Annotated in this window: 18 protein-coding genes; 10 read left to right on the top strand and 8 right to left on the bottom strand. The window is 69.4% G+C overall.

Annotation, left to right across the window (positions count from 1 at the left end; all coding sequences use genetic code 11):
- Positions 1 to 36: 36 nt before the first annotated feature.
- Positions 37 to 2,223, bottom strand: a complete 2,187-nt coding sequence (locus CUD01_RS07955) for an alpha-amylase family glycosyl hydrolase (protein ID WP_141320108.1) — start codon at positions 2,221 to 2,223, stop codon at positions 37 to 39.
- 14 nt (positions 2,224 to 2,237) lie between these two features.
- Positions 2,238 to 4,910: a glycoside hydrolase family 31 protein gene (locus CUD01_RS07950; protein WP_218023847.1), complete on the bottom strand. Its 2,673-nt coding sequence runs from the start codon at positions 4,908 to 4,910 to the stop codon at positions 2,238 to 2,240.
- A gap of 597 nt (positions 4,911 to 5,507) precedes the next feature.
- Here CUD01_RS07950 and CUD01_RS07945 point away from each other — a divergent pair.
- The 4 genes from CUD01_RS07945 (at position 5,508) to CUD01_RS07930 (ending at position 11,027) form a co-directional block, all read left to right on the top strand.
- Positions 5,508 to 8,042, top strand: coding sequence for an MGH1-like glycoside hydrolase domain-containing protein (locus tag CUD01_RS07945; RefSeq protein WP_141320104.1), 2,535 nt, complete (start codon positions 5,508 to 5,510; stop codon positions 8,040 to 8,042).
- A 235-nt stretch (positions 8,043 to 8,277) separates the two neighbouring features.
- Positions 8,278 to 8,592, top strand: coding sequence for a PA14 domain-containing protein (locus CUD01_RS07940; RefSeq protein ID WP_244937709.1), 315 nt, complete (start codon positions 8,278 to 8,280; stop codon positions 8,590 to 8,592).
- 103 nt (positions 8,593 to 8,695) lie between these two features.
- On the top strand, positions 8,696 to 9,823 hold the full coding sequence (locus tag CUD01_RS07935; RefSeq protein ID WP_141320102.1) for a GNAT family N-acetyltransferase: 1,128 nt from the start codon (positions 8,696 to 8,698) through the stop codon (positions 9,821 to 9,823).
- 4 nt (positions 9,824 to 9,827) lie between these two features.
- A complete protein-coding gene (locus CUD01_RS07930; protein WP_141320100.1) occupies positions 9,828 to 11,027 on the top strand; it encodes a GNAT family N-acetyltransferase in 1,200 nt (399 codons plus the stop codon).
- On the opposite strand, the gene CUD01_RS07925 is transcribed toward CUD01_RS07930, so the two are convergent.
- On the bottom strand, positions 11,012 to 11,473 hold the full coding sequence (locus tag CUD01_RS07925) for a hypothetical protein (RefSeq protein ID WP_141320098.1): 462 nt from the start codon (positions 11,471 to 11,473) through the stop codon (positions 11,012 to 11,014). The two genes, CUD01_RS07930 and CUD01_RS07925, sit on opposite strands and share 16 nt — an antisense overlap.
- Positions 11,474 to 11,539: 66 nt before the next feature.
- On the opposite strand from CUD01_RS07925, the gene CUD01_RS07920 reads away from it, so the two are divergent.
- Both CUD01_RS07920 and CUD01_RS07915 read left to right on the top strand, forming a co-directional pair.
- Positions 11,540 to 12,265: a glycosyltransferase family 2 protein gene (locus CUD01_RS07920; RefSeq protein ID WP_094181472.1), complete on the top strand. Its 726-nt coding sequence runs from the start codon at positions 11,540 to 11,542 to the stop codon at positions 12,263 to 12,265.
- A gap of 174 nt (positions 12,266 to 12,439) precedes the next feature.
- Positions 12,440 to 13,282 (top strand): VanW family protein, encoded by an 843-nt coding sequence (locus CUD01_RS07915; RefSeq protein ID WP_244937708.1) that lies wholly within the window; start codon positions 12,440 to 12,442, stop codon positions 13,280 to 13,282.
- A gap of 90 nt (positions 13,283 to 13,372) precedes the next feature.
- On the opposite strand, the gene CUD01_RS07910 is transcribed toward CUD01_RS07915, so the two are convergent.
- Complete coding sequence (locus tag CUD01_RS07910) at positions 13,373 to 14,818, bottom strand: non-reducing end alpha-L-arabinofuranosidase family hydrolase (protein ID WP_141320096.1); 1,446 nt, start codon at positions 14,816 to 14,818, stop codon at positions 13,373 to 13,375.
- Between the two features lie 492 nt (positions 14,819 to 15,310).
- Between CUD01_RS07910 and CUD01_RS07905 the strand changes: the two genes are divergently transcribed.
- Complete coding sequence (locus CUD01_RS07905) at positions 15,311 to 16,168, top strand: NAD-dependent epimerase/dehydratase family protein (protein ID WP_141320130.1); 858 nt, start codon at positions 15,311 to 15,313, stop codon at positions 16,166 to 16,168.
- A gap of 114 nt (positions 16,169 to 16,282) precedes the next feature.
- On the opposite strand, the gene CUD01_RS07900 is transcribed toward CUD01_RS07905, so the two are convergent.
- The 4 genes from CUD01_RS07900 to CUD01_RS07885 all read right to left on the bottom strand — a co-directional run bounded on the left by CUD01_RS07900 (position 16,283) and on the right by CUD01_RS07885 (position 19,136).
- The gene (locus tag CUD01_RS07900) at positions 16,283 to 17,284 is read right to left on the bottom strand and encodes a phosphotransferase family protein (RefSeq protein WP_141320094.1); all 1,002 of its coding nucleotides are present in this window, start codon (positions 17,282 to 17,284) and stop codon (positions 16,283 to 16,285) included.
- A 75-nt stretch (positions 17,285 to 17,359) separates the two neighbouring features.
- Entirely contained in the window at positions 17,360 to 18,226 is an 867-nt protein-coding gene (locus CUD01_RS07895) for a GNAT family N-acetyltransferase (protein ID WP_141320092.1), read from the bottom strand.
- Positions 18,227 to 18,308: 82 nt separating this feature from the next.
- Complete coding sequence (locus tag CUD01_RS07890) at positions 18,309 to 18,725, bottom strand: DUF4268 domain-containing protein (protein ID WP_166772054.1); 417 nt, start codon at positions 18,723 to 18,725, stop codon at positions 18,309 to 18,311.
- A gap of 66 nt (positions 18,726 to 18,791) precedes the next feature.
- Positions 18,792 to 19,136 carry a hypothetical protein gene (locus CUD01_RS07885; RefSeq protein ID WP_141320087.1) on the bottom strand — a complete coding sequence of 115 codons (345 nt, stop codon included), beginning with the start codon at positions 19,134 to 19,136 and terminating at the stop codon, positions 18,792 to 18,794.
- Between the two features lie 387 nt (positions 19,137 to 19,523).
- Between CUD01_RS07885 and CUD01_RS07880 the strand changes: the two genes are divergently transcribed.
- From CUD01_RS07880 to CUD01_RS07870, 3 genes are all read left to right on the top strand, one after another.
- On the top strand, positions 19,524 to 21,098 hold the full coding sequence (locus tag CUD01_RS07880) for a type I restriction-modification system subunit M (RefSeq protein WP_141320085.1): 1,575 nt from the start codon (positions 19,524 to 19,526) through the stop codon (positions 21,096 to 21,098).
- Positions 21,095 to 22,309 (top strand): restriction endonuclease subunit S, encoded by a 1,215-nt coding sequence (locus CUD01_RS07875; RefSeq protein ID WP_141320083.1) that lies wholly within the window; start codon positions 21,095 to 21,097, stop codon positions 22,307 to 22,309. Before CUD01_RS07880 ends, CUD01_RS07875 begins: the two co-directional genes overlap by 4 nt.
- On the top strand, positions 22,306 to 24,971 hold a 2,666-nt coding region (locus CUD01_RS07870; protein ID WP_141320081.1), incomplete at its 3' end, for a type I restriction endonuclease subunit R. The genes CUD01_RS07875 and CUD01_RS07870, both read left to right, overlap by 4 nt.

Below are 24,971 nucleotides of genomic sequence, written 5' to 3'. Positions count from 1 at the left end.
CGCCTCGGGACGGGGGGCGCGGTCGTTCACGCGGGGTCAGGCCGGGTTGCGGACCACCCGGGTGACGATCGGCGACGTTCTGGTGTGGCCGGCGTTGTCGGTCACCACGGCGGCGAACTGTAGACGTGTGCCGAGCGGGTGCGCGGTGACGTCGTAGTAGACCGAGTAGTTCGGGTTGTCGTCGGAGCCGATGAGGGTCCAGTCCCGGGTTCCGGCGACCCGGACGGCGAACGACACCGTCGCGTACCCGTTGCCCGTCACGGTCGCCTCGATCTGCTGGCGACCGCTGACGCCCGGCCCGACGGGCAGGTTGATGATCCGCGCGGTGGGTGCCGCCTTGCTGGCAGCGACCGGCACAGCAGCCCGGAACACCTGCGCCGACAGGCGAGGACCAGTGACGGTCAGGGTCGAGTCGGCTGCGGTCTGCAGCGTCGTGTTCCCTGCCGGGTAGACCCGGGTGAACGGCATCCCGGCCGAGTAGGTCGGGATCGCCACCGTCTTGTCCTCGGTGCTGTTGTTCAGCGCGACGACGTACTCGATCTGCTCGGTCGCGCCGATGCGGCTGAACGCGTACACGCCTGCCTCGTCCGAGGCGTACCGCTCCACCTGGGTGCCGTTGCGCAGCGCAGGATGGGCCTCGGTGACGTTGCTGAGCCGCTGGATGTACCGGAACATCGGGTGCCGGGTGTCCCAGTTGTCCTGCGCCATCGTCGAGATCGTCCCGATGAGGTCGTCATCGAGGTACTGCGGCACCTGCGAGGCGAACATGCTCTGCCGCGCGAACTGGTCCGTCCCGTCCGCGTCACCCTCGGAGGCGAAGCCCTGCTCGTCGCCGTAGTAGACAACCGGGTTGCCGCGGGCCAGGAACAGCAGCTCGTGCGCCAGCTCCATGCGACGCAGCTGCTCCCAGTCCGAGCTGCCAGGGTTGTCCGCCCGGATCATCCAGCCAATCCGGCCGCGGTCGTGGTTGTCCACGAACGTGGTCAGCTGGTAGGCGTTCGAGTCGTGGTCAGTGAACCAGTCGTCGTTCGCGAACAGCTCGCGAAGAGACGACGCCGGTGCAGTCGACTGCGACGCGAACTTGCGAGCTTGGCCCTGGAACGAGAAGTCCAGCACCGACTGGTACTTGTCCCTCGTCGTGTACATGGACAGCTCGACCTCGTCCTCGACGGCAGCCTCGCCGAACATGAAGAACTCCGGCTTCCCGTTGGCGCGGGCATAGTCGAGGATCCCGTCGTTGAACGCCTGCCAGAACTCCCCGTTCACGTGCCGCGTGGTGTCGATCCGGTACCCGTCGATGCCGTAGTCGTCGATCCACTTGCGGTAGATCTGCACGAACCCCTCGGACACCTCGGGACGCTCTGTGAACAGGTCGTCCAGGCCGAAGAAGTCGCCGTACAGCGAGTTCTCCCCCTCGAACGTCGTCTCCCCGCGGTTGTGGTACATCGTCACGTCGTTGAGCCAGGCAGGTGACTTGGCCACCTCGTCTCCCGGCTGCCGGAACGTCGGGGTGTACGGGAAGCTGACCTGCGGGTCGAGAGCGGGGAAGTCCGGCTGCTGTGCAAAGTCCCGGTCGTCGAACGGCTCCCCCTCGGCGTCCTTGTAGGGCACCTCGGACTTCGGGATGTATGGCTGGGACTCGCCCTCCTCGTACGTGATCACGTCGCCGGTGTGGTTGGCGACGATGTCGAAGAACACCTTCATGCCCTTGGCGTGGGCAGCATCCACGAGGTCGCGCAGATCCTGCTCGGTGCCCACGTGCGGGTCGACCTGGTCGAACTTGGTGATCCAGTACCCGTGATACGACGCGGTCTGGTTCGGCGCTTCACCGAAGATCCAGTCGTTGTACATCGGCGGCGTAATCCAGATGGACGTCATGCCGAGGTCCTGGATGTAGTCGAGCTTGGAGGTGACCCCCTTCAGGTCTCCGCCGTTGTAGTAGGCGCGGCTGGTCGGGTCGTACCCGTTGTCGAGCGGACCGCCCGGAACCCCGCCGGTGTCGTTGGACGGGTCGCCGTTGGCGAACCGGTCCGTCATGAGCGAGTAGATCCGCTCGTCGGTGAGCGCGGAGCGCAGGCTCGGGCCCGCCACAGCGGCAGGACTCGGCCCGACCGGTGGCGGCGGGACGGCGAGCGCCGGCGCGGGGGACGCGACGACTGCCGCGCCGACTGCCAGCACCAGGGCCGCACGCTGCGGCCGGGTGGTTCGGTGTCGAACGTTCATGGTCTGGCTCCTGCTCAGCGAAGGGCCCCGGAGCGTCCGCTGAACTGCAGCGTGACGGGCTCCGTGGTCGTGGCCGGGATCGTGACGGTGGCGACGCGCTTGTCGGCGTCGTAGGTGACGGGCAGCGTCTTGGCGGTGATGCCACCGTCGGGTCGCATGACGCCGGGACGGGGCTGGGTGACCTTGCCGACGACAGCGGCCGGCAGCGGGCGCGGCACGTCGTGGACCTTCAACGTGACCGTGGTGATCGCCGAGTCGTACCCGTCGTGCACCACCTCCTGCTGCAGGCGCACGGAGCCACCTGCAGACCGGGTCGCGGTGAAGCGCGTCTCGTCGTACTCGCCCTGGTTCTTGTCGTGCGTCCAGCCGTCGTCCTCGTAGAAGAGCGTGCTGGCCGAGCCGTCGACCCAGGCGTGCAGCTCGAGATCGGTCAGCGGCTTCTCGCCCGTGTGCTGCTGCACCTCACGCATCGGCACGATGGAGTCGGACCGCACGTACAGCGGCATGGTCCCCAGGGGTGCCTGGCGGGTGATGGTCTGGCCACCGGCGAACGTCGACCCGCTCCACCAGTCTGTCCACCTGCTGCCGGCCGGCAGGTACACCGACCGGGAGCGCTGCCCCTCGGTGACCACCGGGGCGACCATGAGGTTCTCGCCGAACATGTACTGGTCGTCGATGTCCCGCACGTTCGCGTCGTCCTGGAACTGGTAGATCAGCGGCTGCTGCACGGGCTCGCCGCTCAGCTCGGCGTCACGGTAGGCGTTGTAGAGGTACGGCAGGAGGCGGTAGCGAAGCTCGATGTACCGCTTGCCGATCGCTTCCACCTGCGGGCCGAACGCCCAGGGCTCCTGGCCTGGCTGGTCCTCCTGGAAGGTGTTGTCGTAGTGCACGCGGGAGAACGGGATGAAGGCTCCGACCTGCATCCACCGGGCCATCAGCTCGGGGGTGGTGGTCCCGGCGAACCCGCCGATGTCGTTGCCGACCTGCGCGATACCCGAGATCCCGATGTTGGAGTTCTGCGGGATGGTCAGCGCGAGGTGCTCCCAGCTCGACACGTTGTCCCCGGTCCACAGCGCCGCGTAGCGCTGACCACCGGCGTAGGTGTCGCGCGTGAGGATGAACGGCCGCACCCCAGGCTTGAACTGGTTGTAGCCCTGCACGGTCGACTGCGTCTCGAGGAACCCGTAGATGTTGTGCACCTCGGTGTGCTGCTGGGTGCCGTGGTTGAACTCCACGTCGATCGGGGCCGTGTGGTACGGCTCGCTGAAGACCGCCGGCTCGTTCATGTCGAGCCACAGTCCTTCGACGCCACGGTCGAGCAGACGTCCGTGCAAGCCTCCCCACCAGTCACGCACATCCTGGCGCGTGAAGTCGGGGAACTTCGACGACCCGGCCCAGACGTCGCCGATGTAGTCGGTGAAGTTCGGACCGGTCACCCAGGCGTCCAGGTCGTTTCCTTGCAGGTAAACGTCGTAGTTGTCGTCGACCTTCACGCCGGGGTCGTTGATGGTCACGGACTTGACCCCGAGAGCCTCGAGCTGGGCGTCCAGCTCTTCTGGAGGGAAGTCCTCCTCGTTCCAGGTGAAGACGCGCCACTCGTCCATGTAGTCGATGTCGAAGTTCACCGCGTCGAGCGGGATCTTGCGGTCCCGGTAGCCCTGCGCGATCTCAACCAGCCGCTGGCCCGGCTTGTACCCCCACTTGCTCTGCTGCCAGCCCAACGTCCACTCCGCAGGCAGCGGCTGGCGGCCGGTGAGCTCGGTGTAGCGCGTGAGGATGTCGGCGATCGACGGACCGTTGAAGAAGTAGTACGTCAGGTCCCCACCGTCGGCGTAGAAGTAGTAGTAGTCGTCCGCCTCGCTGGCCATCTCGTAGTACGAGCGGTGCGTGTTGTCGAAGAAGATCCCGTAGGCGTGGCCGTCACCCTTGAGGCCGTAGAAGAACGGGATCGTGGCGTACACGTACGGCGCGGTGACAGGGAACGAGTAGTTGTCGGTGTTCCACATGCGCATGCTCTCGCCGCGCTTGTTCAGCCCGCGCGTCTGCTCGCCGAAACCGTAGAAGTCCTCGTCCGGGTCGGTCTTCTTCACCACGTACGGCTTGCCGTTCTCGTACCCGGAGCCGTACCGCATGTCGTCCTCGTTGATGACGTTCCCGGCGGCGTCGAGCATGCGCACGCCGAACCGCTCCTTGAGCACCTCGACCGTCAGGTCCGACGTGATGATCCGGTAGGTCGTGGCCGAGTCCTCCACGGTGAACTCCACCGGCTCCCAGTCACGCTTGACGATGCCCGGAGAGAAGAACTCGTCCTTGCCCTTGGCCCGGACGGAGACCTTCGCCAGGTCGTCCGTGAACAACCTGACCTGGCCGACGAACCCGCCGAGGTCGAACAGCGCACCATCGGCCGTCGCGGTCACACCGCTGACCGCTAATGTGGGCAAGGCCTCCTTGTCGAGCGGGTTCTCCGGGTGTGGCAGCGCACCGGTCGGGTCCGGCCACTCCTTCGCCTCGGCGGCGAGCGGCTGATCCTGGGTGCCCTGCTGATCGCCCCCGCTCTTCGCCCGCTCCTGACGCTCCCGCTGGAGCTGCTCGATCTCCGCGCCGCGCTGAGCATCGGGATCGTCGGGCGCGGCGAGCGCGGGACCTGCCTGAGCCAACATCAGGACAGCGCCGGTGCCCAACGCCACCAGCACGGTGGACCGCCGACGAGTGGGTGGAGCGCCAGGACGCGTGAATGACGTGCCGCGGGCATGACGAAGAACAGGCATGGGAGCCACCAAGGATTGCGGTGCCGTCGTGTACCGACGCGCGGATGACGAGGCCACGCGTGAGAGGTGGAGCGCCCCGCTCAGCTCTGAACGTTCGACGCTTCGCGACCTGACGCGCACCCCCAGGTCCCCCGCCGGCTGGAGGACGCCCCTGCGCGTCGGAACATCCGGCAGTCGCGAATCTATGCAGCCGCTGTGAACGGTGTCAACCGCTCCCGCGACCGTGTGAACATCTGATGTGACTTGCCCGAGGAACTTGACTGCACCGGGCAGCGCACGCCCGCTCGGTCTCGGCGACTGATTCACGGCCTGCGCAAAGCGCAAGAAGACTGACGCCGATAACGATTTACATGCGACCGCCTCGACCTCGGTGTGCTAGAAACTTCTCATCGCTGCGCCAGGGGGCTGTGGTGGCGCGCCACGATGAGGTGGTGTGCGGAAAGGCACGCCGTGAAGGTCGCATCTCGACGCCCGAGCCTGTCCGGGCTCGCACGTCGCAAGATTGTCCGCAGGCCGATGGCTTCGGCGCTCGCCGCGCTCGTGGCGCTGGCCGCCATGGGGCTGTCGGGCGCGGCGTCGGCAGTGTCCGCGCCCCCTGGTGCTCAGGCCGAGTGCGATCGGGCTCTCACCAAGGGGACCTACGAGGACGCGACGGGCACCGCGGTCGTGCGTGTGACGCATGTCAGTGACGACTGTCGGCGCAGCTACCGGCTCGACACCTCCCGGGCGGCCACGCGCTGGTTCACCGAGGTGGCCGGCAAACCGACCTTGCGCTCGGGTTCGGTGCTCCTCGACGGGCTGTTCGCCCTGGCGGTCGACGAGGCCCGGGCCAACGAGGTCGACGTGGTCTCCGACCCGGCGTACGACGGTGGCGCGCCCATCGTCTGCGGGAGTGGCTGCTATCAGACCGGCAAGGACTGGAGCTACGTCTGGACCCGCGACGTCTCGTACTCCTCTGACCTCGGTCTCGCCGCGCTCGACCCTGAGCGCATGCGCGACACCCTGCTGTTCAAGCTGAGCGACCGGCGCGACGGTTCGGGTGGCACCCAGATCGTCCAGGACACCGGGACCGGAGGGAGCTACCCGAACTCCACCGACCGTGTCGCCTGGGTCATGGGCGCGCTCGAGGTACTCGACTGGCTGCCCGACCACGAGCGTCGGGCGTTCGCCGCCCAGGCGTACGAGGCCATCGTGAACACCGTCGAGCACGACCGCCGAGTGATCCACGACGCGAAGACGGGCCTCTACCGCGGGGAGCAGTCGTTCCTCGACTGGCGTGAGCAGAGCTACGCGGCGTGGACGGCAGACGACGTCGTCAACATCGCGATGTCGGAGTCCCTGTCCACGAACGTCGTGCACTGGATCGCACTCGACGCGGCCGCGCTGCTCGCTCGGGACGCCGGGCATGCTCAGGCCTCGGCGCGCTACCGCGGATGGGCGGACGAGCTGCTGACGGCGGTGCGCGAGCAACTGTGGCTGCCGGACCGTGGGCAGTTCTCTCAGATGCTGACCACCACGCTGGACCAAGCGCCGGTCGACCGCTTCGACGCCCTCGGCACCTCATTGGCGGTCGTGACGGGTATCGCCACACCCGACCAGGCGCGCCAGGCCGTGCAGGGATACCCGCTCACGCCGTACGGTCCGCCGGTCCTGTGGCCGCAGCAGAAAGACGTCGGCGCTTATCACAACCTCGGCATCTGGCCATTCGTCAGCGCCTACCTGGCGCGGGCGGCAGCGCAGACTCACAACGACGCCGTCGCGGCCGCCTCAGCCGAGTCGATGATCCGCAGCGCGGCCCTGTTCGGTTCGAACCTCGAGAACATGAACGTCGTGACCGGTGGGAAGGAGACGCCCATCAACTCCGAACGTCAGCTCTGGAGCGTCGCGGGGATGCTCTCCCTCGTGCAGCACACGACGTTCGGGATCGACGCGCGCCCCGACGGGCTGCACGTCTCGCCGTTCCTACCCGCCCAGCTGCGCCAGCGCTACCTGCAAGGGTCCAGCCACCTGACGCTCGCGGGAGTTCAGTACCAGGGCCACGAGCTCGACGTCACCCTGCAGCTGCCCACCACCGAGGTCGGGACCGGCGCGTACGCCGTCACCGGGATGGACCTGGACGGCCGGGAGCTCGACCCGGAGACCGCGATCACCGCCGGGATGCTGGGCGAAGGCACCTCGACTCTGGAGATTCGCCTCGGTTCCCCGACGACGCACGCCGACGCTCCCCTCGTGGTCGATGGGTCCGACCCTGAAGCGCTCTACGGCCCACGGACTCCGACCGTGTCGTCGGTCGCGCGGTCGGCAACCGGTGACCGCCTCGACGTCGGCATCGACCTGGCTGGTGAGGACCCGGCGCGCGTCCAGCTGGACGTGCTTCGCGACGGCGAGGTCGTGGCCACGAACCTGAAACCCTCCGCAGGGACCCTCGTCTGGCGCGACCCTTCGTCCAGCGGGCTGACCCACGAGTCGTACTGCTACAGCGTCCGGCTCCGGTACCGCTCCAGCGGGACGACGTCGCAGCATGCACAGCCGCAGTGCTACTGGGGTCCGGACTACTCCCGGGTCGAGAAGCGCACCGGCAAGGACTTCGAGGCGACCGGAGGCATCCGGACCGAGAACGCGAACGGCGTGTACTACCGCGACTGGGGCACCCGGGCCGGTGACACGCTCACCGCTCACTTCAGCCCGCAGGTCACGGGCAACTACTTGTTCCAGGTGCAGGCCGCCGTCGGGGGCCCGCTGACCTCGGGCGTCAGCAGCGGCGTCACCATGGCACGAATCCGTGACGAGTCGACTGGCGAGCTCATGGCAGAGGGTGTCCTCGTCATGTCGCACACCGGGAGCTGGTCAGTCATCAACGGATCGAGCTTCCTTCCCGTCCGCCTGCGCGGCGGATCGGCCTACAGCGTGACGCTCTCGGGTGACCGGCTCGCGGTGAACATGAGCCACTTCCGGTCCAACGCGCTCTACGAGTCGACCCGTCGCGGGCCGGCGAACTACGCCGACGTCTACGCCATGCAGCTGCTGCTGACCTCGGCAGACCTCAGCTAGGTACTCCGCGCGGCACCGGGCGACCGCCGGGCTCTGCGTACATCGACGACACCACGACACCACGACCCACCTGCGGTACGCGAACGCGCGCGGCAGCGACGGTCAGCACGGAGGGCGAACGCTCGCGACGACGGTCGACGGCGCGCCCGGCCCCGTGCTCGAGCTGCCTGCCACCGAGTCATGGGACGCCTGGTCCGTCGCGTCGGTCGAGGTCACCCTTCCGGCGGGGGCGCCGGTGAGCGGCATCGGGGCGGACACGTTCTCCGTGCGCTGGAGCGGGTCGGTCGTGCCGCGGTACTCGCAGACGTACACGTTCGCGACGACGTCCGACGACGGCGTGCGGCTGTGGGTCGACGGTCGGCTCGTGATCGACGCGTGGACGAGGCACGCCCGCCGGGTCGACACCGGGACGGTCGCGCTCACCGCGGGGCAGGCGGTGCCGATCGTCGTGGAGTACTTCGACGGCACGCGGCACGCGGTCGCGGAGCTCCGCTGGTCGAGCACGTCGCAGGCGGCGGAGATCGTCCCGACGACCCGCCTGCGCCCGTAGCGAGGTGTACTCCGCAGCACTGCACGAGAGTCGTCGTCGCAGCCGCGTGCTGAGCAGCCGAAATACCTGGTCAGCCCAGGTGGCGGGTCGGCAGACTCGGCACGTGACGAACCGGAGCTGGCGCGTCCTGCGCGCCCCCGAACCACCCACCGACCTCGACCACCCCGACGCGTGGGCGCTGCACGCGTTCAGCGACGTCGAGCGCGAGCGCGAGGCCGCCGTGTGGGGCTGGACCGACCAGTGGGCGCCGCCCTCGGTCATGCACGGCGTGGTCCGGCACCAGGAGTACGACCGCAAGCAGATGCTCCTGGTGGTGCGCGCCACGCACCCGGAGGGCGTCGCGCCGGAGCCGGCTGACGTCGTCGGGGTCGCGCTCGTCGTCGTCGGGCGCGAGGCCAACACGCACCTGCTCTGGGCCGGGCCGCTGGCCGTGCGTCCGGCGTACGTTCACGACGGCGTCCACGACGTGCTGCTCGCCGCGGTCGAGGACGAGGCCGCAGCGCTCGGCTGCACGACGGTCGTCTTCACGGCACCGCACGCCCCGGAGCCGCCCGCGGGGCCGGGTGCGCTCGAGCCCCGCACGGGCGCGGGTCGCGTGCCGGCCGACGCGACCGAGGCGGTCGTCGCGCGCGAGCGCGGCTACGTGCTCGAGCAGGTCGGCCGCCACTCCACGCTGTACCTGCCGGTCCCGGCGCCGGTGCTCGACCGGCTCGGCGGCGACGCCACCGCCGCGGCGGGCGACGCCTACCGGGTCCTCACGTGGCGCGACGAGGTCCCCGAGGACCGTCTCGACGACCTCGCGCGGTTGTGGACCCGCATGAGCACGGACGTGCCGCTCGGCGAGGTCGCCTACGACGAGGAGACGTGGGACGCCGAGCGCGTGCGCAGCCACTTGGTGGACCTCGCAGGCCGGCAGCAGCACGTGCTGCTCACGGTGGCGGAGCACGTCGCGTCGGGCGAGCTCGTCGCGTTCACGGTGCTCCAGATCCCCGTCCCCGAGGTCCCATTCGGTTTCCAGGAGGACACGCTCGTGCTGAGCGAGCACCGCGGGCACCGCCTCGGGACGCTCGTCAAGGTCACGAACGTGCGTGCGCTCGCGGCGTGGCGGCCGGGCGTGGAGCGGATCCACACGTGGAACGCGCAGGAGAACGCCCACATGCTCGCGATCAACGTGGCGCTCGGCTTCGTGGCGGACGGTGTCGCGGCGGTCTGGCAGAAGCACCTGGTGTGATCGCATGACGACGCTGCCCGGAGGGCTCGAGCTCCGCACCGCCCGACCGTCGGACCTGGAACAGATCGGTGCGTTGCTCGTCGCGCGCGGTGAGGAGCCGGACGCGCTGGACCACCGGCTCGTCGTGGAGGGCGAGCTCGGGTGGGACTCGTGCGCGGTCGTCGTGGACGGTGATCGCGTGGTCTCGACGGCGACGCTGCTCGACGAGACGGTGCGGGTCGGTGACGTCGTGCTGCCGGCGGGTCAGGTCGAGCTCGTGGCGACCGAGACCGACTACGAGGGGCGGGGTCTGGTCCGCGCGCTGATGGGCTGGGCGCACGAGCGTTCGCGCGAGCGCGGGCACCTGCTCCAGGTGATGATCGGGATCCCGTACTTCTACCGGCTGTTCGGCTACGAGTACGCCGTCGACATCCCCCGCGCGCGAGCGCTCCGGGGGTCGCTGCCGGCGCAGGACGCGCCGGCCGCGTCGGTGCTCCGCGAGGCGACGAGGGCCGACCTCCCGGCGCTCGTCGCGCTGCAGGACGCGGCTCAGGCGCCGTACGACGTGGCGATGCCGCACCCGGCGGACCGTTGGCGGTGCCTGCTCGCCCACGAGGCCAGCACGACGCGCGTCCTGGAGCGTGACGGCGTCGTCGTCGCGTCTGCGCGGACGGGCGTTCCCGACGAGGGGCTGCTGGTCGCGGAGGCCGCCGCGGCGGACACGGCGGCGGCGGGCGACCTCCTGGCCGCGCTGCGCGGGCTCGGCGAACCGCTGACGATCGTGCACCGGCCGCTCACGGTGCCGGGGCGCGCCTGGGCGGATCTCCTCGAGCCCGCGGGGACGGATGCGACGCAGTACTACGTGCGTCTGGAGCGCCCGGAGCTGGTGCTGGACGCGCTGCGGCCGGTGCTCACGGCGCGGCTGCGCGCCGCGGGGCTCGGCCGGGACGTCGTGATCTCGACGTTCGGGCGGCACTACCGGCTGCCGTGGTCCGACGACGCGGGGCTGGGCCCCGTCGAGGTCGGCGGCCCGATGCAGGCGCCCGGTGTCGCGCGGGGCGCCGGCGTGGCTCCGGACCGGCTGCCCGCTCTGCTCCTCGGACAGCTCGGCATCGAGGGGCTGGGACGGCTCCACCCCGACGTGTACGCGCCGGACGCCGAGCTCTTCGGTGCCCTGTTCCCGCCGCTCACCGCCGACCTGCTGACCTACTACCTCCCCTGGTGACCCGTCGCCGCGGGCTGTGCCTCGTGGCCGGGCAGCCCGGGGGTCTGTTCCCGCTCCTTGAGCTGGGCCTCGAAGACGTGCCGGCGCCCGCCCATCGTCGCGTCGCGGACGGCCCGCTCGGCGTCGGCGAACGCCTGGTAGTACCCGGAGTCGAACTCCTCGACGAGCTGGAACGTCCAGCGTCCGTCGATGACGTTGCGCCCGACGACGTCGGTCCGCAGCGCCTCGGCGAGGTCGGGGCGGCCCGCGGCCTCGAGCTGGTCGAGGGCCTCGGCGAGCTCCTTGTCCGCGCGGCCGACGAGCCGGTGGAACGCGTAGAGCATCCCGCGCGCGTGCTCGATGACCTCGAAGGCCGCGGTGACGCCTCCGACCGCCTCGACCAGCTCGTCGGAGACACCCGCGGGGACGGTGTGGGCTTCGTCGGGCCCGTTCTGCGGTGACGTCATCGCGCCATCGTCACCCGGACCGGGCGTCACCGCGCGGGATGCGCGCGCTCACCTGAGGATGGCGGGATGACCAGCGTCTCGGTGGTGATCCCGGTGCGCGACGACGCCGAGGCGCTCGACGTGTGCCTCCGCCACCTCGCCCGGCAGACCGTGCGTCCGCTGGAGGTCGTCGTCGTGGACAACGGGTCGACGGACGGGTCGGCCCGGGTCGCCGCCCGGCACGGGGCGCGCGTGGTCGTCGAGCCGCGGCCCGGGATCCCGGCCGCGGCCGCCGCGGGGTACGACGCCGCGCTCGGGGACGTCATCGCCCGCCTCGACGCCGACTCGCTGCCCGGTCCGCGGTGGGTCGAGCGGATCACGGCACGGATGGCCGGCGATCCGGGGCTCGACGCCCTGAGCGGCACGGGCCGGTTCACCGACCTGCACCCCGTCCCGGGCGTCGTCGCGACCGCGCTCTACCTGGGCGCGTACTACGCGCTCGGGCACCTGGCGTTGGGGCACCCGCCGCTGTGGGGTTCGTCGATGGCCGTGCGCCGCAGCGCGTGGCAGGAGGTCCGGCGCGCGGTGGCCAGGGAGGACTCGGAGATCCACGACGACCTCGACCTGGCGTTCGCGCTCGGACCGCTGCGGCGGATCGTGTTCGACCGGCACCTGCGGGTGGGTGTCTCCGCGCGCTCGCTGCGCGGGGCGGCGCAACTGCGACGACGGTTCGGCCGCGCGCTCCGCACGCTCCGGCGCAACTGGCTCCGGCTCCCGCCGTGGCGGCGCTGGCGGCTGCGCCTGGCACGCTGACCTCCACCGGACCGCGCACCGGCCGTGCGCCGGGCCGCGCACCAGGCCGCGCACCACAGTGGGTCGGATGGCCCTTGCCGCCGCCCCGCCGGGACGGGACGATCACGTCCGACGAGCGCGTCGGCGCGCCCGGGGGGCGCGGGGCCCGAGCCCCGCCAGGCAGGGGGAGCTGCGGTGGGCACGAGGCCGAGCGGCACGGCGCGGGTCACGGGTCCCGTGCGCGAGCGCGCCCGGGAGTCGCTCGGTCCGGCCGTCCGGCGGCTGCGCCGGGAGTGGCAGTGGCGGCAGGCGGGCGTCGAGGCGAGGCTGGACCGCGTCGCCCCGGACGGCTTCGCGCACGAGGTGGCGGCGCACCGCACCCCGATCTTCCGCGAGCTGGCCGGGGTGGACCGTCGGCTGCAGGAGGGCAAGGCGGTCAACCTCATGATCGCTGCCGGGCGGCTGGACGGCAGCGTGCTGCGGCCCGGTCAGCGGATGTCGTTCTGGCGGCTCGTCGGCAGGCCGAGCCACCGGCGGGGGTTCCGGGACGGCATGGTCCTGCGGCAGGGCCTGGTCGAGGAGGGGGTCGGCGGCGGCATGTGCCAGATGACCAACCTCCTGTACTGGATGACGGTGCACACACCGCTGACCGTGGTCGAGCGCTGGCGGCACACGTACGACGTCTTCCCGGACAACGGGCGCACGCAGCCGTTCGGCAGCGGCGCCACGTGCTCGTGGCCGGTGCTGGACCTGCAGATCGAGAACCGCACGGACGCGACGTTCCGGCTCTCGCTGACGGTCGAGCGGACGCACCTGGTCGGGGCGTGGACCAGCGACCGGGCGCCGCTGCACACCTACGAGGTGTACGAGGCCGCGCACGAGATGCGCAACGACCTGCCGGGCGTCTTCACGCGGCACAACGTGCTGCGGCGGCGCGTGCTCGACGCGGAGGGGGCCGAGGTGGACGACGAGCTCCTCGCGGTCAACCAGGGCCGGCTCATGTACCAGCCGTTCCTGGAGGCCGGCGGCGCCGGTTAGGCGTCTCGTCGGCGCGCGGGGGACGCTCACGCCGGCCCCGACGAGCAGGAGGGGTGGGCTCGATCGCGTCGAGCCCACCCCTCGTCGTCGTCACCGACGGAGCGTGAGCAGCCCCGGGCGGTAAGGCAGGTTGTTGTAGTCGCCGTTCACGTTCGGGTCACGGCCCTGGTAGAGCAGCTGCAGGTTGCAGGGGTCGATCGTCTTGGTCTGGTCGGGGTTGGAGCGGACCAGGTCACCGTGGCTGATGTCGTTGGTCCACGTCGCGCCGCTGTTGGCCCTGCCCGCGAACGGGTTGCTCTCCGACGCGGCCTGCGGCGTCCACGACCCCGACAGGCTCGAGGACGTGAACGAGCGGAAGTAGCGCCCGCGCGAGCCCATCGCCTCGACGATCATCAGGTACTGGTTCTGACCCGCGACCTTGTAGACCTCCACGCCCTCGAACAGGTTCGCCGTGGTGTCGCTCATGACCGTCGTGTAGCCCGAGCCGAAGTTCCCCGGGAAGTTCCCGATCGGCATGCTCGCGCGGTAGATCTTGCCGTTGTCGCCGGCGAAGAACAGGTACATGTTCTGCCCGTCACCGATGAGCGTCTGGTCGATCGGACCGGTCCCGGAGTTGGCGATGCTGCCCGTGAACAGCGGCTGCGGCGACGACCAGGAGTTGACGTTCGTCGGGTCCGTCGAGGTCCGGTAGATGAACGGCCACTGACCCCACTGGTAGGCCAGGACCCAGATGTTCTTCGGTGCGAAGTAGAACAGCGTCGGGGCGACCGTGCCCGAGGGCAGGGCGTTCTGGCTCGCGGTGGCCATGTCCGACCAGTTGGTGAACGGGCTGAAGGCCATCGAGCCGTAGCTCCCGTTCTGCACCTTCGACGCGTAGACGATGTGCTTGCCGTTGTGGACGACGTTGGTGAAGTCCTTGAGCGACGTCCAGCCCGACCGCGGCTGGGCGAGGGGTCCGGTGGAGTCCCACCGGTAGGTCGACGGCAGCGAGCAGCCGCCCGGCGACGTCGGCGTCGGCGTCGGCGTGCTGGTGCCGCCGCCGACCCGGACCATCTGCCACTGCTGGTTGCTGCCGTTCCAGTCGGCGTACTGGACGACGTTGCCGCCCTCGGCGGTGGACGCGTCCTGCACCTCGACGGCCTTGCCGCTGTGCCGGGCGATCAGCTGGATGTAGCCGTCGACGTCCTGGATGCTGAACTGCTGGTTGGACGAGTTGTTGTCGGTCCACTGGATGATCGCGGCGCCGTCGGCGGTGGAGCGGCCGGTCACGTCGAGGACCTTGCCGGACAGGCGGGACTTGAGCCGGTAGTAGCCGCCGCCGGAGTCGACGAACTGCCACTGCTGGTTGGTGCCGTCGTTGCGGGACCACTGCGTGATGCGGGCACCGTCGGTGGTGGCGCGGGCGTACACGTCGAGGGCCTTGCCGCTGTTGCGGTTGACCAGCACGTACGACGCCGAGGTGTCGATGCTCGCCGCCGTCGCGGTGGGCGCGACCGCGACCGCGCCGGCCGCCGCGACGCCCAGTGCGAGGAGCATCGCGGACCACCGTCGCCGCAGGCTTCCTGCGTTTCTTCTCACCTGTTCATCTCCCTTGTCCGACCGGGAGCGAGCGCGCCGGGTCGACGAACCCGCTCCCCGCAGAGCCGTCAGTCTTCGCGTGCGGACGTGCTCCCACCGCCGGTGGGTGCCGTCCGCGTGGGAGGCGTGGCTGCACGACCGGGTCGGGGGTGGGACCGCGCGCGGGGTGCCCGCTCGAGAGCCTCGTCGACGTCGATGTCGTCCATGATCGTCTCCACGTGTGCATGGCATCCGCCGTGTGATCGCTCACACGACCTCGGGGTCAATATGGCACAGGACGATGCGTCCCGATCCCGCCCGAATCGCTTCAACCCGACGACGGCGCCCCACGGCGTGCACGTCGTGCCGCGCGCCCCTCGTCGGCGGGGACCGTGGCGCCACCCGTGGTCACCCGGCGACCCGTGGTGTGATGAGCGCATGAGTGTGGCGAGTGCCGTCCCGGGCCGGCGCATGAGCCGCGTCGTCGTGACCAGTGGCAGCGGCAAGCTCGGCCGCGCGGTCGTCGAGCACCTCGCGACGCACGGGTACGACGTCGTCAACGTGGACACCGCGCCACCGCCGCCCGGTCAGCCGGCGCTCTTCACCCGGGTCGACCTCACCGACCTGGGCCAGGTCACCGAGGCGTTCACGGGGATCGACGACCGGTACGACGGCGTCGACGCCGTGGTGCACCTCGCGGCCGTCCCCGCGCCGGGGCTGCGCCCGAGCGGTGCGACGTTCGCGAACAACGTCGTCGCCACCCACCACGTGTTCAGCGCCGCGCGCCGCGCCGGCATCACGAACGTCGTCTGGGCGTCCAGCGAGACCGTCCTCGGGCTGCCGTTCGAGACGCCGCCGCCGTACGTCCCGGTCGACGAGAAGTACGCCGTCCGCCCCGAGAGCACGTACTCCCTCGGCAAGGCGGTGGAGGAGGAGATGGCCCGGCACTTCACGCGCTGGGACCCCGAGCTCAAGCTGATCGGGCTGCGCTTCTCCAACGTCATGGACGTCGCGGACTACGCCGCGTTCCCGGGCTTCGCCGACGACCCGCGCAGCCGGATGTGGAACCTGTGGGGGTACATCGACGCACGCGACGGGGCGCTCGCGGTCCGGTTCGCGCTCGAGAGCGACCTGCGCGGGTTCGAGGCGTTCATCATCGCCTCGCCCGACACGGTGCTGGAGCGCCCGTCGGCGGAGCTCGTCGCCGAGTACTTCCCGGACGTCCCGGTGAAGCGCCCGATCGAGGGTCGCGAGACGCTCCTGTCCATCGACAAGGCACGCCGCCTGCTGGGCTACGACCCGCAGCACACCTGGCGCGACGAGGTCTGAGGCTCGCCGCACGCCCTCACCGAGCCGGGACGCCGTCGCCGGGCTGGAAGTCGACGATCAGCAGGTACGTGGTCATGGCGGTGATCCTTCCGGTCGGTGCCCACAAGGGCACGCTCACCCGGGGGACGGAGCCGACCTGCCGGTCTCGACGTCAGCGGACAGCCGGGTGGCCAGCCAGCCCAGCGCCGCCTCGCGGTACCACGCCTGGTGCACGCGCAGCCACGGCGAGGTCTCGACGGGCGGCCGTCCGGCGGCGTCGACGAAGTACCCGGCGAGCGCGACGAGGAAGGCGTCGACCGACGCGCGCGGGACGTCCCGGCTCAGCGGGTGCGTCGCCAGGACCTGCTCCGCGTCCAGCCCGTCGCCGTGCACACTGACGAGCAGGCCGACGAGGTCCACCCAGGGCGCGGCGAGCTGGAGCCAGTTCCAGTCGCACACCAGCACCCGCCCGTCCGCGGCGAGCAGCACGTTGTCGTCGCGCAGGTCGAAGTGCACGGCGGTGTCGCCGGCGGCAGCCTGCGCCCACCCGCTCTCGATCGCGGCGAGCTCCTCGACCCGGTGCCGCCAGGGTGCTGGCACCAGGGCGCGGTCGGCCTCGCCCGCGGCGCAGCGCCGCCAGAAGCTGAGTTCGGGGTCGAGGTCGGCAGTGGTGTCCAAGGGGAGCAGCGCCTCGGGCGCGGGGGTCAGCGCCTGCGCGGTGCGCGTGAGAGCCGCGAGCACCGCGGCGAGCTCGTCGGCCACCCACGGCCGTTGCGGCGTGACGCTCTCCACGTCCTCGAACGCGAGGACGACCCAGTCGTCGACGTCGCACGTCCACAGGAACCGGGGCGCCGGCACGGTGGGCGGCAGCAGGCGCGCGACGTGCGCCTCGTGCCGGTAGGCCGCGTGCGCGTGCTCCCCGCGGGACGCCGACGCCGCCTTGACGAACACCCGCGTCCCGTCCGCCAGCTCGAGCCGGCTCGCGAAGCCCTCGGTGAACCCCCCGTCCTGCGTGTGCGCGCGCAGCACACGCGTCCCGGCCCGGGACTCGACGGCCGCGCGCACGCCGTCGGGCAGGTCCTGCCACGTCGGGCGCCGCGCGGTCGCGCGGTGGGGGAGGGAGGAGTGGTCGCGCATCCCGGGACGGTAGCGGGCGGGAGGCCGGCGGGTCGCCCGATTACCGCACGGGCCCGGTGCGGTCGTCGGCTCGCGTCAGGCCGGGCGGGAGCGGTCCAGGCGCACGGGCTCCGGCACGAACCCGGCCGACCGGTAGGCGGCGACGGCCGGTTCGTTGGCGGCGGGGGTGCAGACGAGGGCCGACGACGAGCCCGCCTCGCGCAGCGCCGCCGCCGCGGCCAGGCAGATGGCCCGGCCGTGGCCCCGACCGCGGTGCTCGGGGTGCACGCCCATCGGCTCGATCAGTCCCGGCCGCCCGCGCCCGGCCGACCACACGGTCACCCCCGCCACCGCGACCCCCGACGAGTCCCGGCCGAGCAGGCACCGTGCGCGGGCGAACGCCGGCCCGTCCGCCATGGCGCGCCACCGCTCGTCGGTGAACCGGTCGTTCCCCCACACGGCACGGTGGACCGCCGTGAACTGCGCGCTGCGGCCAGCCTCGACCACCTCGACGCGCAGCCCGGCCGCGTCCACCGGCTCGGCCAGGTCCCGCCGCAGCGGCGTCCACGGCTCGCCCACGCGCCAGCCGGCCTCGCCCAGGACCTCGAACACGCGCGTGGCGTTCGGCGCCTCGACCGCCACCGCACCCTCCGGCAGCACGCCCCGCCCGGGGTCGGACACGTCCTCGACGACGTGCCGCGCGACGTCGTCGTCCCGCCACAGCCCCGGCGCCACGGTCATCCGCAACGCGTCGGGCCCGTCGAGGAACCCGACGGCGACGAGCATCCCGTCCCGGGTCCACGTCCGCACCGCTGCGGCGACCGCGCTGGTCCCGTCCCGCCAGGACCACCCGAGGTCGCCGGGGTGGAGCTGCAGCGGTGCGCTCTCGTCCTGCCAGGTCCGGAGCGTCTCGACGACGAACGGGAGCTCATCCGGCGTGGGCGTGGACACGACGACGTGCATGGCCCGATCCCACACCGCACCCGCCCGGAGCGCATCGCATTTCTCCGACGCGAGCCCGGCGGGGTGGCGGGCCAGCAACGAGTCAGACGCGTGGGATGTGCCGCGGGAAGACGCTGGCGAAGGTCTCGGCCGTGTCGACGAGCCATCGTGCGAGCTCCGGGGCCTGTGCGGGGTCCCTCCAGTCGCCCGCTCGTCGCAGGTCGATACGGCGGGCCTTGTACTCGGGGTTCTCGCGCCACTCGAGGTGCGCGCCCACGGCCTGCTCGATCTGCTCCTGCTGTGCGTGCAGCCGGGCGAAGAGCGACTTGTCGTCCCGGATGTAGAAGGAGCAGCCGACGGAGGGATCGCGACTCGACAAGGACAGCACGACGATGCAGCCGGGCACGCCGATGCTCAGGTCGAGGGCGTCCTGGGTGGTGGCGCCCGGCCACGAGGGGATGACGGTGGCGGTCGACTCGCCGAGGTCCTGATCGTTGCCGTCTGGTGCGGCGAATGACACGCTCCTTCGCCGCACCAGAAGCGATTTGGCGCTACACCCAGCTACCTAGGCGACGGCCGAGTACAGCTAGCGCTTGAACGGCGGCCCGCTCAGCGACGCGACGAAGATGCAGCTTTCGAACCACGTCTCTCGCATCTCGCGCATGTCTGTGATCGTCGACTCGACCAGCCGAACGCGAGGTTCATCACCGAGCTTCGCGTGGCATGTCTCGCACGCCGAGCAGTGCGACAGGATCGCCCCGTCGCCCCTGTCCACCCACCGGGGACGCGCGGTCGCGGGGTACACCCAGGGCGCGTGCTCTTCACCGCACCACCAGCACGGCGTGTCCGGGACGGCGGTGGGCTCCGCCTCGGGTTGAGGCTCCCCGAGGGGCGCAGAGGCGAACCATGCGTGGGTGATCGACTCGGACACGCTCGCATGTTAGGGGTCACTCACCGCCGGCAGCCATGCACGCCTCGAACCGGTGGGCTCAGACCGAGCCGGTGCGCGGCCAGCCGCCGCGGAACTGCAGCGGAGAACGAGAGCGGTGGCGGTACGCGCCAGCGCGCTGCGTCGCGTCGTTGCGGGTCGTGGACCGCCTGCTTCCGAGTGATCCGATCAGATGGAGCGCCGTTCGGTGACTCCTGACGACGTGAACATCACGCGTGCACGCCTGCTGCGCCACGCGCCGTCGTCTCCGTGGCCTTGACCATGCCCGCTCCTCGTCTACTCATGTGCGACGACGTCCGCGGTCACGCCAGCCGGTGGCGACGGCGCGCGTCCGGGGGTCTGTCGGCGCGCGCGGCTAGGGTCCGGGGCATGAACCGTGAGACCCAGAGGGCGGAGCTGCACAAGACCATCTGGAGGATCGCGAACGACCTGCGCGGCAGCGTCGACGGCTGGGACTTCAAGCAGTACGTCCTGGGCTTCCTGTTCTACCGGTACATCTCGGAGAACCTCACCGCGTTCTTCAACGACCACGAGCACGAAGTGGGCGACGCGGACTTCGACTACGCGAAGCTCTCGAACGGTGACGTCGAGGACCCCGACTTCGTGCGGAACACCGTCATGGAGAAGGGCTTCTTCATCCGGCCGTCCGAGCTGTTCGTCAACGTGCGGTCCCGCGCGCACCGGGACGCGAACCTCAACGAGACGCTCGAGCGGGTGTTTCGCAACATCGAGCAGTCCGCGGTCGGAACCGAGGCGGAGAACGACATCAAGGGCCTGTTCGACGACCTCGACGTCAACTCGAACAAGCTCGGGCCGACGGTCGCCAAGCGCAACGAGCGGCTCGTGAAGCTGCTCGACGCGATCGGCGACCTGAACCTGGGCAACGGGGCGTTCAGCGAGAACAAGATCGACGCGTTCGGCGACGCCTACGAGTACCTCATGCAGATGTATGCCTCGTCGGCCGGCAAGTCCGGTGGCGAGTACTACACGCCGCAGGAGGTCTCCGAGCTGCTCGCGCACATCACCGTGGTGGGCAAGACGAGCGTCAACAAGGTGTACGACCCGGCGTGCGGGTCCGGGTCGCTGCTGCTGAAGTTCCGCAAGGTGCTCGGCAAGGACGGCGTCCGCCAGGGGTACTACGGCCAGGAGATCAACCTGACGACGTACAACCTGTGCCGCATCAACATGTTCCTGCACGACGTGAGTTACGAGCAGTTCGACATCGCCCACGGCGACACCCTGATCGACCCGGAGCACTGGGACGACGAGCCGTTCGAGGCGATCGTGTCCAACCCGCCGTACTCGATCAAGTGGGAGGGCGACGCCAACCCGCTCCTCATCAACGATCCGCGCTACGCCCCGGCTGGTGTGCTCGCACCGAAGTCCAAGGCAGACCTCGCGTTCACCATGCACATGCTCTCGTGGCTGGCCGTCAACGGCACCGCGGCGATCGTCGAGTTCCCCGGCGTGCTGTACCGCGGGGGCGCGGAGCAGAAGATCCGCAAGTACCTCATCGACAACAACTACGTCGACGCGGTCATCCAGCTCCCGCCCGACCTGTTCTTCGGCACCACGATCGCGACCTGCATCATCGTGCTGAAGAAGTCGAAGACCGACAACGCGGTGCTGTTCGTCGACGCGAGCGCCGAGTTCGCGCGCAGCGGCAACAAGAACAAGCTCTCCGAGGCGAACCAGGCGAAGATCCTGGAGGCGTTCACCGCGCGTGAGGACGTGGCGCACGTCGCGCGGCTCGTCGAGAACGAGGCCATCGGTGAGAACGGCTACAACATCTCCGTGTCATCCTGGGTCGAAGCCGAGGACACTCGCGAGACGGTCGACATCACCGAGCTCAACGGCCGCATCGCCGGGATCGTCGAGCGCCAGGCGGAGTTGCGCGAGCAGATCGACGCGATCGTGGCAGACCTCGAAGGTGCAGGCGCATGAGCCGGATCGATGACCTGATCAGGCAGTACGCGCCCGATGGTGTCGAGTACATCGAAATCGCTGAGCTATTCTCGACGCGAAATGGCTACACGCCGTCGAAGAGCGATTCGACGGCGTGGGTCGAGGGCACAGTGCCCTGGTTCCGGATGGAGGATATCCGTGACAACGGCCGAGTGCTCGACAACTCGATCCAGCATATAGCCGAGACGGCGGTGAAGGGTGGTCGGCTTTTCCCGGCGAATTCGATTCTCGTCGCGACGTCGGCCACGATCGGCGAGCACGCGCTGATCACAGTTCCCCATCTCTCGAACCAGAGATTCACGTCGCTCGCGCTCAAGCCGAAGTACCAAGATCGGTTCGAAACAAAGTTCATCTTCTACTACTGCTTCGTGCTCGACGAGTGGTGCAAGAACAATACGACGGTGTCCAGCTTTGCTTCGGTTGACATGGCGGGATTCAAGAGGTTTCGATTCCCGGTGCCTCCGCTCGAGGTGCAGCGGGAGATCGTGAGGGTCTTGGATGCCTTCGCGGAGCTGGAGGCGGAGCTGGAGGCGGAGCTGGAGGCCCGCAGACAGCAGTACGCCCACTACCGCGAGTCACTTCTCGTCGGTGAGCCCGCAGCGGAATGGGCAACTCTCGGGCGGATCGCTTCCTTCAAGTACGGCTACACCGACAAGGCCAGAGATGCGGGCGACTACCGCTTTATTCGCATCACAGATATTGGCCCGAATGGCAAATTGTCGCCATCTGGTCACAAGTTCGTATCCGCGTCGGCCGATGCCCGGCCATACCTCGTGCATCCCGGTGACCTGCTAGTGGCGCGCACGGGCGCGACGTACGGAAAAACGGCCCTGATCGGGGAGACCGAATCCGCTGTCTATGCCTCGTTTCTGATTCGAATTCGGTTTGAAGAAGGAACATTGTTGCCTGCCTACTACTGGCACTTTGCGCAGAGCAGTCTGTACTGGGACCAGGCGGACGCACTTGTAAGCGGAGGCGCGCAGCCGCAGTTCAACGCAAATGTCCTCAAGACGATTCGAGTGCCGGTGCCCCCGATCCAGGACCAGCAACGCATCGTCGGCGTACTCGACAAGTTCGACGCACTCGTGAACGACCTGTCGTCCGGGCTCCCGGCGGAGATCGAGGCGCGTCGGCAGCAGTACGCGTACTACCGTGATCGGCTGCTGGCGTTCGAGGAGAAGGTGGCGTGAGCGAGGGGTCGGGGAGCCGGTTCGAGCCGATCGCGCTGTCGTCGGAGTCGACGGTGGTCGCGGAGTTCGAAGCCGACCCGGCCGAGGCGACGCGGTACCAGTCGGAGTCGGCACTCGAGGCGGAGCTGATCCGGCTACTGAGTGAGCAGGCGTACGACTACCTGCCGATCACCTCCGAGGCGGACCTCGTCGCGAACCTGCGCACCCAGCTCGAGGCGCTGAACCGCATGACGTTCACGGACGCCGAGTGGCAGCGGTTCTTTACCGAGAAGATCGCCGGGGAGCGGGACGGCATCGTCGAGAAGACGATCCGCATCCAGGAGGACCACGTCCAGCTGCTCAAGCGGGACGACGGCACGGCGAAGAACATCACGCTGCTGGACAAGACTCACGTCCACAACAACCGTCTGCAGGTCATCAACCAGTACGAGGTCCCCGGAGCGGCGGCTGGCCCGGACGGCCCCGCGCAGCGGGCCAACCGGTACGACGTGACGATCCTCGTCAACGGGCTGCCCCTTGTGCACGTCGAGCTCAAGCGGCGCGGGGTCGACATCCGCGAGGCGTTCAACCAGATCAGCCGCTACCAGCGGGACTCGTTCTGGTCCGGCTCCGGCCTGTTCGAGTACGTGCAGCTGTTCGTCATCAGCAACGGCACGCTCACCAAGTACTACTCCAACACCACCCGCGCGCTGCACCTCGACGAGCAGGGCAAGGCCAAGCGCGGCCGCCGCACGTCGAGCTCGTTCGAGTTCACGTCCTGGTGGGCCGACGCTGCCAACCGGCCCATCACCGACCTCGTCGGGTTCACGAGGACCTTCTTCGCCAAGCACTCCCTGCTCAACGTGCTCACCAAGTACTGCGTGCTCACGGCGGACCGGATGCTCCTCGTGATGCGGCCGTACCAGATCGCGGCGACCGAGCGGATCCTCAACCGCATCGAGACGTCCACCCACCTCAAGCAGCTTGGCACCACCGCCGCGGGCGGGTACATCTGGCACACGACCGGCTCGGGCAAGACGCTGACGTCCTTCAAGACGGCCCAGCTCGCCTCACGCCTCGGCGACGTCGAGAAGGTGCTGTTCGTCGTCGACCGCAAGGACCTCGACTACCAGACCATGCGCGAGTACGACCGGTTCGAGAAGGGCGCGGCCAACTCCAACACGTCCACCGCCGTGCTCAAGCGGCAGCTCGAGGACCCGTCCGCACGCATCATCGTCACCACCATCCAGAAGCTGTCCACGTTCGTCGCGAAGAACAAGGGCCACGCGGTCTACAGCGGGCACGTCGTCGTCATCTTCGACGAGTGCCACCGCTCCCAGTTCGGTGACATGCACACCGCGATCACCAAGGCGTTCAAGCGGTACCACCTGTTCGGGTTCACCGGCACACCGATCTTCGCGGACAACGCCGGCACCGGCGGCAACCCGACCCTGCGCACCACGGCGCAGGCGTTCGGCGACAAGCTGCACACCTACACGATCGTCGATGCGATCAACGACAAGAACGTCCTGCCGTTCCGCATCGACTACGTCAACACGGTCAAGGTCGGCGCGGTGGTCGACAAGCAGGTCTCCGCGATCGACACCGAGAAGGCGCTGCTCGACCCGGACCGGGTCCGCAAGGTCGCGCAGTACGTGCTGGACCACTTCGACCAGAAGACCAAGCGCAACCAGACCTACGCGCTGCAGGACCGACGCGTCGCCGGCTTCAACGCCCTGTTCGCCACGGCCTCCATCACGGCGGCAAAGGTGTACTACAACATGTTCGGGCGCCTCCAGGCTGACCTCCCCGAGGCCAAGCGGCTGAAGATCGCGCTCATCTACTCCTACGCTGCCAACGAGTCCGAAGACGAGGCGGCCGCCGGGCTGCTCGGCGAGGAGCAGTTCGAGACGCACGACCTCGACCCGAGCTCGCGCGACTTCCTCGAAGACGCGATCCAGGACTACAACGACATGTTCGGCACCTCGTACGACACGAGCGCCGATCAGTTCCAGAACTACTACAAGGACCTGTCGCTGCGGATGAAGAACCGCGAGGTCGACCTGGTCATCGTCGTCAACATGTTCCTCACCGGGTTCGACGCGACAACCCTCAACACCCTGTGGGTGGACAAGAACCTGCGCGCGCACGGCCTGATCCAGGCGTACTCGCGTACCAACCGGATCCTCAACTCCGTCAAGACGTACGGCAACATCGTCTCCTTCCGCGACCTGGAGACGCAGACCAACGACGCGATCGCGCTGTTCGGCAACAAGGACGCCGCCGGCATCGTGCTGCTCAAGCCGTACGCGGAGTACTTCGGCGAGTACGCCGACAAGGTGACCGAGCTGCGCGAGCGGTTCCCGCTCAGCGTGCCGATCGTCGGGGAACGGGCGCAGAAGGAGTTCATCGCGCTGTTCGGCGCGCTGCTGCGGCTGCGCAACATCCTGGTGTCGTTCGACGACTTCGCCGGCAACCAGATCCTCTCGGACCGGGACCTGCAGGACTACCAGTCCGTCTACCTGGACCTCTACCAGTCGTTCCGCCGCACCGACACGGCCGACCGCGAGTCGATCAACGACGACGTCGTCTTCGAGATCGAGCTGATCAAGCAGGTCGAGATCAACGTCGACTACATCCTCATGCTCGTCGAGCAGTACCGGGCCGCCAAGGGCGACGGCGC

It is taken from the genome of Cellulomonas uda (assembly GCF_006538705.1).
Classification (GTDB): domain Bacteria; phylum Actinomycetota; class Actinomycetes; order Actinomycetales; family Cellulomonadaceae; genus Cellulomonas; species Cellulomonas uda.
The sequence above is the reverse complement of the archived record's forward strand: the minus strand, read 5'-3'. Positions and strand labels throughout refer to the sequence as shown.

Bases quoted from the DNA above. Each gene is read 5' to 3' on its own strand.
- CUD01_RS07955 (WP_141320108.1), bottom strand. From the start codon at position 2,223: ATGAACGTTCGACACCGAACCACCCGGCCGCAGCGTGCGGCCCTGGTG.
- CUD01_RS07945 (WP_141320104.1), top strand. From the start codon at position 5,508: ATGGCTTCGGCGCTCGCCGCGCTCGTGGCGCTGGCCGCCATGGGGCTG.
- CUD01_RS07930 (WP_141320100.1), top strand. From the start codon at position 9,828: ATGACGACGCTGCCCGGAGGGCTCGAGCTCCGCACCGCCCGACCGTCG.
- CUD01_RS07925 (WP_141320098.1), bottom strand. From the start codon at position 11,473: ATGACGTCACCGCAGAACGGGCCCGACGAAGCCCACACCGTCCCCGCG.
- CUD01_RS07920 (WP_094181472.1), top strand. From the start codon at position 11,540: ATGACCAGCGTCTCGGTGGTGATCCCGGTGCGCGACGACGCCGAGGCG.
- CUD01_RS07910 (WP_141320096.1), bottom strand. From the start codon at position 14,818: ATGCTCCTCGCACTGGGCGTCGCGGCGGCCGGCGCGGTCGCGGTCGCG.
- CUD01_RS07905 (WP_141320130.1), top strand. From the start codon at position 15,311: ATGAGCCGCGTCGTCGTGACCAGTGGCAGCGGCAAGCTCGGCCGCGCG.
- CUD01_RS07900 (WP_141320094.1), bottom strand. From the start codon at position 17,284: ATGCGCGACCACTCCTCCCTCCCCCACCGCGCGACCGCGCGGCGCCCG.
- CUD01_RS07895 (WP_141320092.1), bottom strand. From the start codon at position 18,226: ATGCACGTCGTCGTGTCCACGCCCACGCCGGATGAGCTCCCGTTCGTC.
- CUD01_RS07880 (WP_141320085.1), top strand. From the start codon at position 19,524: ATGAACCGTGAGACCCAGAGGGCGGAGCTGCACAAGACCATCTGGAGG.
- CUD01_RS07875 (WP_141320083.1), top strand. From the start codon at position 21,095: ATGAGCCGGATCGATGACCTGATCAGGCAGTACGCGCCCGATGGTGTC.